The sequence below is a fragment of the Sorangium sp. So ce385 genome, assembly GCF_051474135.1.
GTDB classification, from domain to species: domain Bacteria; phylum Myxococcota_A; class Polyangia; order Polyangiales; family Polyangiaceae; genus Sorangium; species Sorangium cellulosum_D.
Genome location: NZ_CP150337.1, coordinates 4,309,718 through 4,322,273 on the forward strand (window position 1 = coordinate 4,309,718; position 12,556 = coordinate 4,322,273).

General features: G+C 73.0%; 7 protein-coding genes. 6 read left to right on the forward strand and 1 reads right to left on the reverse strand.

Features of this window, described 5'->3' with window-relative positions:
• The first annotated feature begins 79 nt into the window (after positions 1 to 79).
• Entirely contained in the window at positions 80 to 1,192 is a 1,113-nt protein-coding gene (locus tag WME83_RS15980; RefSeq protein WP_437320143.1) for a hypothetical protein, read from the forward strand.
• A 25-nt stretch (positions 1,193 to 1,217) separates the two neighbouring features.
• On the opposite strand, the gene WME83_RS15985 is transcribed toward WME83_RS15980, so the two are convergent.
• Positions 1,218 to 2,807: a glycosyl hydrolase family 18 protein gene (locus WME83_RS15985; RefSeq protein ID WP_437320144.1), complete on the reverse strand. Its 1,590-nt coding sequence runs from the start codon at positions 2,805 to 2,807 to the stop codon at positions 1,218 to 1,220.
• Positions 2,808 to 3,240: 433 nt separating this feature from the next.
• Between WME83_RS15985 and ptsP the strand changes: the two genes are divergently transcribed.
• From ptsP to WME83_RS16010, 5 genes are all read left to right on the forward strand, one after another.
• Complete coding sequence (gene ptsP / locus WME83_RS15990) at positions 3,241 to 5,826, forward strand: phosphoenolpyruvate--protein phosphotransferase (protein ID WP_437320145.1); 2,586 nt, start codon at positions 3,241 to 3,243, stop codon at positions 5,824 to 5,826.
• Positions 5,827 to 5,901: 75 nt separating this feature from the next.
• Positions 5,902 to 7,656 (forward strand): N-acetylglucosamine-specific PTS transporter subunit IIBC, encoded by a 1,755-nt coding sequence (nagE, locus tag WME83_RS15995; RefSeq protein ID WP_437320146.1) that lies wholly within the window; start codon positions 5,902 to 5,904, stop codon positions 7,654 to 7,656.
• Entirely contained in the window at positions 7,656 to 8,753 is a 1,098-nt protein-coding gene (gene nagA, locus WME83_RS16000) for an N-acetylglucosamine-6-phosphate deacetylase (protein WP_437320147.1), read from the forward strand. The genes nagE and nagA overlap by 1 nt, the downstream gene beginning before the upstream one ends.
• Positions 8,754 to 8,769: 16 nt before the next feature.
• Positions 8,770 to 9,780, forward strand: a complete 1,011-nt coding sequence (locus WME83_RS16005; protein WP_437322005.1) for an SIS domain-containing protein — start codon at positions 8,770 to 8,772, stop codon at positions 9,778 to 9,780.
• 9 nt (positions 9,781 to 9,789) lie between these two features.
• Positions 9,790 to 12,546 carry a family 20 glycosylhydrolase gene (locus WME83_RS16010; protein WP_437320148.1) on the forward strand — a complete coding sequence of 919 codons (2,757 nt, stop codon included), beginning with the start codon at positions 9,790 to 9,792 and terminating at the stop codon, positions 12,544 to 12,546.
• Positions 12,547 to 12,556: the final 10 nt, after the last annotated feature.

The window sequence follows — 12,556 nt, forward strand, 5'->3', positions numbered from 1 at the left end:
AAGCCGATCTCGGCAGGGCTCGACGCGCTCGGCCTCGTCGGCCGCTCTGCAGGGAATGCATCTTGAACAGCCCTGATCCATGAGCGACGAGGCTGCGCATCCTGGTGACGCAGCGGGGGCCGCGGCGCTCCCGCTGATCGAGGCGACGAGCGGAGCGGGCGTGGGCGCGCGCTCGGTCCACACATGGCTCGAGGAGCTCCTGTCCCGCGCGGTGCGCCGCTACAACCGGCGGCCTCGCCCCGCGATCATCGCGGCGTCGACCGGCGTGACCGAGCGGACGCAGGCGCGCGCGGTCGTCCGGCGCGCCTGCGTCCGCTCGGCGCTCGCGGGCGGCGCGACCGGGGCGCTCTCGACCGGCGCGGCCGCCGCCACGGCCGAGACGCACGGGCTCGGCGGGCTCGTCGCGATCCCCGCCGCCGCGCTCGCGCTCGGCGGCGAGACGGTGCTCCGGCTGCTCCTGCACGTGCGGATGCTCTGCGAGCTCGCGGATCTCTTCGGGCTCCGGTTCGATCCGGACGAGCCGGCCGACGTGTGGGCGCTGCTCGCCCTCACGTTCGGCGTCGCGGAGCACCCCCAGGACACGGACGATCCCGCGGGCGTGCTCGTGCGCTCGGCGCGCGAGCGCGGCTCGGACGTGGCCAAGCAGCTCGCGGCGCGGCTCGCCGGCGAGAGCGTGGCGCGCAACCTGGTGCCCGTGCTCTCGGTCGCCTCGTCGTCGATCGCGAGCTGGCTCGTGACCCGGCGCCTGGGGGACACCGCGCGCCGATACCTGCGTTACCGGCGCGCGCTCGACGGGGCGCTCTGCGACGAGAGGCTGCGCCCGCACCTCGATCGGCTGTTCGACGGGCTCTGGTTCATCTTCACCGCCGACGGCCGCCTCAAGCCCGAGGAGACCGCGCTGCTCGCGGCCGTGCTGCGGCAGCTGCCGGCCTCGGCGCGCGCCGGCCTGAACGAGCGGCTCGCCGACGACATCGCCTGGATCGAGCGCCTCCGCGGCGTGCCGGAGGGCGCGCGCGCCCCGCTGCTGTGCGCGCTCGAGATCGCGGCGGCGGTGGACAAGGTAACGTCGCTGCGGGAGCGGAAGCTCCTCGCCCACGCCGCGGCGGCCCTCGGCCTCACGGTCGACGAGGGCGGGCTCGGTCGGATGGTCCACGAGTTCGAGGAGATCGGCACCCTCTGCGCGGCCGCGTAGCGCGGCCACGCGGCCCTTCACGCCGTCACCGCAGGCCGTTCTTCACCGCCGTGACGAGCTCGCCGTTCGCGGTGTCGCCGCTCAGCTCCCAGAACATCGCGCCGCCCAGCCCCTTGTCCTTGATGTAGCGCATCTTGACCCCGAGCGAGGCCGGGTTGTCGTAGCTCCAGAACTCGGTCCCGTTGAAGGTATAGAACGCCTTGGTGTCCGGGTGGGTGAAGCCGGGGTGCCCCTTCGCCTTCAGGACCTTGTAATCCTCGATGCCCGCCTCGTACGTGCCCGGGGCGGCGCCGGCGGCCGACTGCCACACCCCCTGGTTCGCGCTGGCGACGCCGGTCCAGCCGCGGCCGTAGAAGGGCACGCCGACGACCAGCTTGCTCGCCGGCGTCCCGCCGTTCAGCCAGGCCGTGACCGCCTCGTCGGTGCTGTACTTCAGCGCCTTCGCGGGGTTCGCGCCGGCGTTGTAGAGCGGAGAGTGGAAGTTCGTCGTGCGCTCCCACGCGCCGTGCATGTCGTACGTCATCAGGTTGATGAAATCGAGGTGCCGGTGGATCTGGCCGACCTGGATCTTCTCGATCTTGTCGAGCCCGGCGGGCGCCGCGATCGTGAGCAGCAGGCCGGGGCGCACCGCGTTGAGCTGGCCGCGGAACTCGGCGAGCAGCGCCGTGAAGTTCTGCGTGTCCTCGGGGCGCTGGTTGCAGGTGCTGCCGCAGGCGGCCGGGTACTCCCAGTCGATGTCGATGCCGTCGAACACGCCCGCCCAGCGGGGATCCTTGATGAAGAGATCGACGCACGACGAGACGAACGAGGCGCGGTTCGCGGGCAGCGCCGCGTCGGAGAAGCCGGCGGACCAGGTCCAGCCGCCGAGCGAGATCAGCACCTTGAGGTGCGGGTGCTTGCGCTTCAGCTTGCGGAGCTGGTTGAAGCTGCCGCGGAGCGCGCCGGCGTCCCAGGTGTCGGCGACGCCATCGACGCTGTCGGCGGCGCTGTAGGCCTTGTCGTAATCGGCATAGGTGTCGCCGAGGGCACACCGGTTGCCAACCACGTTGCCGAAGGCGTAGTTGATGTGCGTGAGCTTGGCGGCCGATCCGCTCGTGTCGATGTTCTTGACGTGGTAGTTGCGGCCGTAGACGCCCCACTCCGCGAAGTAGCCAATCACCTTCTTGCCGCCGCCGTCCGAGCCGCCGCCACCACCGGAGCCGCCGGAGCCGCCGCTGCCGCCCGAACCGCCGCTGCCGCCGGAGCCGCCGCTGCCGCCGGAGCCGCCGCTGCCGCCCGCGCCGCTGGTGCTGGAGCTCGTGGTGCTGCTGCTCGTGGTGGTGCTGCTGGTGCCGCCGACCGGCTGCCACAGCGCCGGGACGATCGGCGGCTCCCAGCCCGGAAGGGAGGTGTGCGCCTGGATGCAGCGGTACGTGACGCCGCCGTAGGTCACCTCGGAATTGACCGCATACGCGGTATACGGCGCCCAGGCAGCGGCGACGGCGGCTTGCTCCGTCGACTCGAGCTCTGCTCCATCGGGGCCGAAGCGCTCCGCGTCGTCGCCATCGACGCCGCCGCAGGCAGCGAGGGCGATCACAGCAAAGAGCGGCAGGGTCGTGAGGGCATAAAGCTTCATAAGGGATCTCCTTGGGTTTGCCGGTTGCCGGTCGTTGCTGGTCCAACGAGCAATCGGCGTACCGGTCGCGGCGACGACCTCGACGATCGGCGCCACAGCGCCCCCTCGGCCCGTTTTTGCGCGCCGCCAGGAGGGGAGCCGCCGCCGTCGCGCCCGGCGATCCCGGCGAGCAGGGGGGCGATCCGGGAGATCGCCGGGCGATCCCCCCGATCGCAGGAGCGCTCCCGGATCGCCCCCCCGGCCGTCCCCGCGATCGCCGGGAGATCGCCGGCGATCCCCGGGCGCAGCGCGCTTTTCTCGATCACCTCCCTCCCGCGGCAGGCAGCCCCGGTGCAGGGCACGACGCTTGCTCTCGCCTCGATCCGTGGACGGAACCATCGAGCCCCTCGGCCAGGAACCTGTCGAGCCACATCCGGGTAGGATCGCGGTCGATATGCACCCCGGCGAATCGCTGACGCTGCTCGCACCGCTCTCCGGTCCCATCGTGCCGATCGAGTCGGTCCCCGATGCGGTCTTCGCCGACAAGATCGTCGGCGACGGCATCTCGATCGACCCGATCTCCCAGACGTTGCTCGCCCCGTGCGACGCGACGGTGACCCAGCTCCACGCGGCGCGGCACGCGATCACCCTGAGCGCCGCGGCCGGGGTGGAGATCATGATCCACGTCGGCATCGACACGGTCGGCCTGAAGGGCGAGGGCTTCACGGCGCGGGTGAGCCAGGGAGACCGGGTCTCGGCGGGCCAGGCGCTCCTCGAGTTCGACGCCGATCTCCTCCTCCGCAAGGCGCCCAGCCTGCTCACGCAGATCGTCGTCCTGAGCGGTGAGACGAGCGCCATCGTCGAGCGCGCGAGCGGCGTGGCCAGGGCCGGCGTGAGCCGCCTCATGACCGTGAGCCCCCGGCGGCGGGCCGGCGAGGGAGCGCCGCGGGCATCGAGCGCGGGGGAGGGGGGCGCGTCCAGGCCGCCGCCGCGGGCCACGGTCGGGGTCACGTCGGCCCTCGTCGTGGTGGCCAACCCGCACGGGCTGCACGCGCGGCCGGCCGCGGTGCTCGCCAGCGAGGCGAAGTCGTTCGCCGCCGACATCAGCGTCGAGCTCGCCGGCCGCAACGCCAACGCGAAGAGCGTCGTCGCGCTGATGAACCTCGGCGCCGGCCCGGGCGCCGAGCTGCGCATCGTCGGGAGCGGCAGCGAGGCGGCGCGGGCGGTCGCCCGCCTGGTCGAGCTCGTCCGGAGCGGGCTGGGCGAGGACCTCTCCGCCGCGCACGCCGCGCGCACGGCCGAGCCGGAGCGCGCCGCCGCCGCCCCTGCTTCTTCCACGCCGCGCGCGGCCGACGACGCGCGGCACGTGCACGGCGTGAGCGCCTCGCCCGGCCTCGCCATCGGCCCGATCTGCAAGATCGACCCGCTCGCCGCCGACGTGGACGAGCACGCGGACGACACGGAGGCGGAGCTCGCGCGCCTGCAGAAGGCGCTGCGCCACACCCGGCTCGAGCTGAAGCAGCTCGTCGCCGCGTCGGGCAAGCGCGTCGAGCAGGCCCAGATCTTCAGCGCGCACCTCACGATGCTCGACGATCCGGAGATGATCACCCGCACCGAGGTCGCCATCGTGGAGGGCAAGTCGGCCGCGTTCGCGTGGCGCGAGGCGGTGATGGCGTCGTGCCGCGAGCTCGCGCGCCTCTCGAACCCGCTGCTCGCCGCGCGCGCCAACGATCTGCGCGACGTGGGCGGCCGCGCGCTGCGGCACCTCGTCGGCGGCGGCGAGGCGCAGGCCGCGCCCGCGGGCAGCATCGTCGTCGCCGAGAGCCTGACGCCCTCCGAGGTCGTGCGGCTCGCCGACCAGCGGGTCGCCGGCCTGGTCAGCGTGCTCGGCGGCACCACCTCGCACGCGGCGATCCTGGCGCGCTCGCTCGGCCTGCCGTACCTCGTCGGCGCCTCGGCGTCGCTGCTCGCCGTCGAGGCGGGCGCGACGGCCGTGCTCGACGCCGAGGGCGCCGTGGTGCTGCTCCGCCCGACCGCGGCCGAGCTCGACGCCTACCGCGGCCGGCTCGGGGCGCGCAAGGCGCTGCGCGAGCGGCAGGAGGCGGCCGCGGGGGAGCGCGCGGTGACCCGCGACGGGGTCCGCGTCGCGGTGCTGGCCAACATCGCGAGCGCCGACGACGCGCGCAAGGCCGTCCGGCTCGGGGCCGAGGGCGTGGGCCTCCTGCGCACCGAGCTGATGTTCTTCGATCGCGACGCCGCGCCCACCGAGGCCGAGCAGATCGCCGCGTACCAGGAGATCGCGGACGCGCTGGGCGAGCGCCCCCTCGTCGTCCGCACGCTCGACGTCGGCGGCGACAAGCCGCTCTCGTACATGCCGCTCCCCGCGGAGGACAACCCGCTCCTCGGCATCCGCGGCCTGCGCATCGGCGCGCTCCACCCGGCGCTCCTGCGCAGCCAGCTCCGCGCCATCCTGGCGGCGCGGGCCCCGGCCGGGCACCGGATCCTCCTGCCCATGGTCGCGAGCCTCGAGGAGCTCCGGGAGGCGAAGCAGGTGCTCGAGGAGGAGCGCCGGCGCGCCGGCTCGCCCCCGGTGGAGCTCGGCGTGATGGTCGAGGTGCCGTCGGTCGCGGTCCAGGCCGACAGGTTCGCGGCGGAGGTCGATTTCTTCTCGATCGGCACGAACGATCTCACCCAGTACACGCTGGCCATGGACCGCACGCACCCGCGGCTCGCCGGCCGGCAGGACGCGCTGCACCCGGCGGTGCTCCGGCTCATCGACACGGCCGTGCAGGCCGCGAAGAAGCGCGAGCGCCACGTGGGGATCTGCGGCGCGGTGGCGAGCGACCCCGAGGCCGTGGCCGTGCTGGTCGGCCTCGGGGTGACCGAGCTCAGCGTCAGCGTCCAGGCGATCCCCGAGGTGAAGGCGAGGATCCGCGAGCTCGACGCCGCGCGGTGCCGCGAGATCGCGCGGGCCGCGCTCGACCTGGGGACCGCGGCCGAGGTGCGGGCGCTGCTCGCGCCGGGCGCGCGGCCCGGCTGATCTCGAGAGCCCAGCAAGCAGACCGGGGGCGGCGCGGCGCGGAGGCCGACCCGCCCGACGGAGGAGGAGCGTCGTATGAGAGGATTCAACGAGCTGCAGCGCGTTGGCAAGGCGCTGATGTTGCCCATCGCGGTGCTGCCGGTCGCGGGCCTCCTGCTCCGGCTGGGGCAGCCCGACGTGCTGGACATCGCGTTCGTCGCCCAGGCGGGCGGCGCCATCTTCGACAACCTGGCGCTGATCTTCGCGGTCGGCATCGCGGTCGGCCTCGCGCGCGAGGCGAACGGCGTGGCCGGGCTCTCCGGGATGATCGCCTACCTCGTGATCACGAACGGGGTGAAGAGCATCGACGACAAGATCAAGATGGGCGTCCTCGCCGGCATCCTCGCCGGCGTCCTCGCGGGGGCGATGTACAACCGCTTCCGCGACACGAAGCTGCCCTCCTTCCTGGGCTTCTTCGGCGGCAGCCGCTTCGTGCCCATCGTCACCGGCGGCGCGAGCCTCGCCCTCGCGCTCGTCCTCGGCGTCGTCTGGCCGGCGATCCAGGCCGGCATCGACGCGGTGGGCGGCTGGATCGTCGCCTCGGGGCCGGTCGGCGCCTTCTTCTTCGGCCTCCTCAACCGCCTGCTCATCCCGACCGGGCTGCACCACATCCTCAACAACCTCGCCTGGTTCGTGGTCGGCTCGTTCCAGGGCGCGAAGGGGGCGGTGACCGGCGATCTGAACCGCTATTTCGCCGGCGATCCATCAGCGGGGGTGTTCATGGCCGGCTTCTACCCGGTGATGATGTTCGGCCTGCCGGCCGCGTGCCTGGCGATCTACCGCACCGCGCGCCCGGAGAACCGCAAGGCCACCTTCGGCGTGATGTTCTCGGCCGCGCTGACCGCCTTCCTGACCGGCATCACCGAGCCGATCGAGTTCGCGTTCATGTTCCTCGCGCCGGCCCTCTACGCGGTCCACGCCGTGCTGACCGGCCTGTCGCTGGCGCTGCTCGACGTGCTCGGCGTGAAGCACGGCTTCAGCTTCTCCGCCGGGTTCATCGATTACGCGCTGAACTACGGCCTCTCGACCAAGGGCTGGATGATCGTGCCGATCGGCCTCGCCTACGCGGTCGTCTATTACGGCCTCTTCGTCGTCTGCATCGAGCGGTTCAACCTGGCCACGCCGGGCCGCGAGGCCGCGGCGGCGCCCTCCGCGGTCGCGTCCGGGGGCGGCGGGGCCGACACGGCCGGCGGGGCCGAGGCGGGCGCCGGGGTCGAGGCGGGCGCCGGGGTCGAGGCGGGCGCTGGCGGGCTCGCGGGGCAGCTCCTGCGGGCGCTCGGCGGCCACGGCAACATCCGCGAGATCGACGCGTGCATCACCCGCCTGCGCCTGGTCATGGTCGACCGCGATCGCGTGAAGGACGCGGACCTCAGGGCGCTCGGCGCCAAGGGCGTCGTGCGCCCGGGGACCGACAGCCTGCAGGTGATCCTCGGCCCCATGGCCGAGTCGATCGCCAAGGAGATGCGGGAGCTCGCGGGCCGCGCGCCGGCGGCGGGCGAGCCGAAGGTGGCGGGCGCCGCGCGGGGGGGCGCGCCCGCGGCGCGGCCGGAAGCATGGATCGAGCGCTGGCTCGCGGCGCTCGGCGGCGCCGCCAACATCCGGTCCGTGGAGGGGTTCTCGAGCGGTCGCGTGCGCGTCGAGCTCGCCGACGCGGACCCGATCGACGAGGCGGCGCTGGAGGCCGCCGACGTGAAGGGCGTGATGCGCCTGTCCGATCGGGTGGTCCACCTCCTGGTCGGCCCGGAAGCGCCGCGGTACGCCGCCGCGCTCGCGCAGAAGCTCAAGGGGTGATGGGCGTGGAGCTCGTGGGCAACATCCTCACGCCGGACGGCTGGCTCCGCGGGCGCCTGTACGTCGACGCGCGGATCCAGGAGATCGCGGGCGCGCCGGCCGAAGGGCCCGGCCAGGGGCCGCGGATCGTGCCCGGCTTCATCGATCTGCACGTGCACGGCGGCGGCGGCCGGGACGTCATGGAGGGCGGCGACGCGCCGCGGGCGATGGCCCGCGCGCACGCCGCGACCGGGACCACCAGCCTGCTCGCCACCACGATGACGGCGCCCCTCCCGGAGATCGCCTCCGCGCTGCGCGCGATCCGGGCCGCCATGGAGGCGCGCCGCCGCGGCGAGGCGCGCGTCCTCGGCGTCCACCTGGAGGGCCCGTTCCTCAACCCGGGTCGGCTGGGCGCGCAGCCTCCGTGCGTGGTGGGCGGGGATCTCGACACCGCGCTCGCGCTGAACGCCATCGCGCCGATCCGCGTGCTCACGCTGGCGCCGGAGATCGCCGGCCACCTGGAGCTCGTCCGCCGCCTGTCCGGCCTCGGGGTGCGGGTCCAGATCGGGCACACGCTGTCGAGCTACGAGGAGGTCGTGGCGGCCCTCGCCGCCGGGGCGAGCGGCTTCACGCACCTCTTCAACGCGATGAACGGGCTGCACCACCGCGAGCCCGGCGCGGTGGGCGCGGCCCTGGCCCACGGCGACTTCGCCGAGCTGATCCCGGATCTCGTCCACGTGCACCCGGGCGCCATCCGCGCCGCCCTGCGCTGCATCCCCCGGCTCTACGCCGTGACCGACGGCACCGCGGCCTCGGGGATGCCGGACGGGCCGTACCAGCTCGGCGCGCACGCCGTCATGAAGTGCCAGAACAGCGTGCGGCTCCCCGACGGGACGCTCGCGGGGAGCTGCCTGACGATGCACCAGGCCTTCAAGAACCTTGTCGACCTCGGGCTCCCGCTGGCCGAGGCGTCGCGCCGGTGCAGCCAGTTCCCGGCCGAGCACCTCGGCCTGGAGGATCGAGGGCGGATCGCGCCGGGCTGCTTCGCGGATCTCTTGGTCCTGGAGGAGGATCTCGCCCTGCGGCAGGTCCTCGTGGAGGGGGAGCCCCTTGCGTGACCGAACGACCTCGATGATGGCCGAGGAGGCCCGCTCCGCGCCGGAGATCGTCGCGCAGCAGCTCGCGCAGGACGAGGACGCCTACCGCGAGCTGGGCGCCCGCCTGCGGGCGGCGCCGCCGCCGTCGGTGGTCACGATCGCTCGCGGCAGCTCGGATCACGCCGCGGGCTACCTCGCGTACCTCGTGATGACGCAGCTCGGCTGTCCGGTCGCGAGCCTGCCGCCGTCGGTGGTGACCCTCTACCGCGCGCCGCTGCGGCTCCCGGGCGGCCTGGCGGTGGCGGTGTCGCAGTCGGGGCAGAGCCCGGACGTGGTGGGCGCGCTGTCGGCGTGCGGCGCCGCGGGCGCGACGACGGCGGCGCTGGTGAACCAGCTCGGCTCGCCGCTCGCCCAGGCGGCCGCGACGACGATCCCCCTGCGCGCCGGCCCCGAGCGCAGCGTCGCCGCCACGAAGAGCTTCATCGCGAGCCTGAGCGCCATGGCGAGGGTGGTGGGGATGTGGGGCGAGGACGCCGCCCTGCTCGACGCGCTCGAGGCGCTGCCGGAGACCCTGGCCGCCGCGAGCGAGAGCGACGTGGGCCCGCTCGTGGACGCGCTCTCGGGCGAGGAGCGCCTGCTCGTGCTCGGGCGGGGCCCTGGCTTCTCCATCGCGCTGGAGGCGGCGCTCAAGTTCAAGGAGACGTGCGGCGTCCACGCCGAGGCGTTCACGGTCGCCGAGGTGCAGCACGGGCCGATGGCCCTCATCGACGAGCGGTTCCCGCTGCTCGTCTTCGCCCCGCGGGGCCCGGCGCAGGCCGGCCTCGTCCGCGTGGCGGAGGAGTTCCGGGGACAGGGCGCGAAGGTGATCCTCGTGGGCCCGGCCGGGCTGCCGGGGGTCGATCTCGCGGTGCCCGCGTCTCCTCACGAGCTGCTCGACCCGCTCTGTCAGATCCTGGCGTTTTACCTGGCGGCCGCTGCCCTGGCCGAGGCTCGAGGGCTGGATCCCGACGCGCCGAGGCGGCTCAAGAAGGTCACCAAAACACTGTAGGAGTGCGTCATGAGAAGGCCTGTTTTCCGATTTGGGCTGCTCGCCGGCGCCCTGTTTGTGGCAGGGTGCGGCGACGACGGGACGTCCTCGTCCACGGCGAGCACCACGATGAGCACCAGCACGGGCAATGACGGCGGCGGCGGCGGCGGCGGTGGCGGCGGCGGCGGCGGCACCGGAGGTGGCGGCGGCTCGGCGCAGGAGCGCCCGTCGGGCGCGGACTTCGCCGTCACCTGGGGCGTGGTGGACAACCACAAGAACCCTGCGGTGAGCTTCGGCTCGGAGCTGACGATCGAAAACCGCGGGAAGGTCGCGCTCGGGAACAGCGGATGGACGCTGTATTTCAACTTCGTGCGTTTGATCGTGCCCGAGAGCCTGCCGCCTGGGGTGAAGGTCACCCACATCAACGGCGACTTCTTCAAGCTGGAGCCGACCGAGGCGTTCCAGCCGCTGGAACCGGGGCAGAGCGTGGTGATCCCTTTCGATGGATCGTACTGGGCCATCAAGGAGACGGACGCGCCCGCGGGCTATTATTTCGTGTTCACGGACGGCGAGGGCATGGCCTCGGCGCCGGAGGCGGTGGGCTCCGAGGCGGTCGCGCCGTTCGAGGAGAAGAAGCAGACGGACCGTTTCCCCGGCGACATGACGCCGGTGCCGACGGCGGCGTCTCGTTATGACGAGAACCTCGCTGTCCGCGTGCTCCCGGCGGGCGACGTGGACAGGGTCGTGCCCACGCCGGTGCTCCTCGAGGCGGGCGCCGGAGAGCTCTCGCTTTCGTCGGCCGTGCCCATCTACCACGCTGCCGGGCTCGAGGGCGAAGCGGCCTTTCTGGCGGAGGCCCTGGGGGCGCTCCTCGGCGCCGCGCCGGAGGTCCGTGAGGGCGCGCCGCCCGCGGGGACGGCGGCGATCGCGCTGTCGACGGGCGCGATCGACGTCGGCGGCCAGCCGAAGCAGGCGGGCGACGAGGCCTATCGCCTCACGGTCACGGCCGAGGGCGTCGAGATCGTGGGCAGCGACGCGGCCGGCGTCTTCTATGGCATCCAGAGCCTGCGCGCCCTCGCGCCCGTCGAGGCGTACCGGACCGCGAAGCCCGAGATCGCGATCGGCGCGGTGACGGTGGAGGACGCCCCGCGCTTCGGGTACCGCGGCATGCACCTCGACGTGGCGCGCAACTTCCAGCGCAAGGAGGCCGTGCTGAAGCTGCTCGACGTGATGGCCTTCTACAAGCTCAACAAGTTCCATTTCCACCTGACCGACGACGAGGGGTTCCGTTTCGAGGTGCGCGGCCTGCCGGAGCTCACCGAGGTCGGCGCCCGGCGCGGCCATACGCTCGACGACCGCGACCAGATCGTCCCCTCGTTCGGCTCCGGCCCGGACCCGGCGTCGCCGGCGTCGAGCGGCAGCGGCCATTACACCCGCGCCGAGCTCGTGGAGATCCTGCGTTATGCCGAGGCGCGCCACATCGAGGTGATCCCCGAGATCGATATGCCGGGCCACGCCCGCGCGGCGGTCAAGGCCATGGAGGCGCGTTACGCGAGGCTCGCGGCCGAGGGCGATGTAGAGAAGGCCGAGGAGTTCCTGCTGAGCGATCTGGAGGACCCGTCGCAGTACATGTCCGTGCAGATGTGGACCGACAACGTGGTGAACCCCTGCCGCGAGTCCACCTACAGGTTCCTGCGGAAGGTCGTGGACGACGTCGTCGCGATCTACGCCGAGGCCGGCGCGACGCTCACCACCATCCATACGGGCGGCGACGAGGTGCCGGACGGCGTCTGGGAGCAATCCCCGTCGTGCCAGGCCCTCCTCGACGAGGCGCAGGAGGGAGGTGTCGAGTCCGTGGACGACATTGCGAGCCATTTCCTCCGCGAGCTCAACGCGATCGTCGCGTCCCACGGCCTGGTGACCGGAGGCTGGGAGGAGATCGGATTGAGGAAGGTGCAGGCCCAGGGCGGCGTCGACAAGGAAGCGAACCCCGAGTTCCTGAGCAGCAATTTCAGGCCGTATGTCTGGAACAACGTCTGGGGTTGGGGGGACGAGGACAACGGCTACAAGCTCGCCAACGCGGGTTATCCGGTGGTCCTCTCCAATGCGACCAATCTGTATTTCGACCTCGCCTACGACAAGGATCCTGCGGAACCGGGCTATTACTGGGCCGGGTTCGTGGACACGCGCAAGCCGTACGAGTTCGTGCCGCTCGACGTCTACAAGAGCGCCCACGCGGACCGCATGGGCAATCCGATCGATCCGACCGAGATGTTCCGGGACCACGTCAAGCTGACCGACGCCGGTCGGGCCAATATCCTCGGCATCCAGGGGCAGCTCTGGGGCGAGAACGCGAAGGGGCAGGGGGCGATGGAGTACCTCATTTTCCCGAAGCTGATCGCCCTCGCGGAGCGGGCCTGGGCGCCGGACCCGGCGTGGGCGTCGGAGGAGGACGGGGCGGCGCGCGCGGGCCTGCTCGCCGAGGCGTGGAGTCGCTTCGCCAACAGCCTCGGACAGCGCGAGCTGCCGCGGCTCGACCACCTGAGCGGCGGCGTGGACTACCGGCTTCCGCTGCCGGGCGCGCGCGTCGAGGACGGCAAGCTCGTGGCGAACGTGGCGTTCCCGGGGCTGCAGATCCGCTACACGACCGACGGCGCCGAGCCTGACGCCGACTCGGCCCTCTACGACGGGCCGGTGGCGGTGAGCGGCGTCGTGAAGCTGAGGACGTTCGACACGCGCGGGCGTGGCAGCCGCACGTCGGTCATCGGCGCGGGGGCGTCCCCGTAGGATCGCCGCG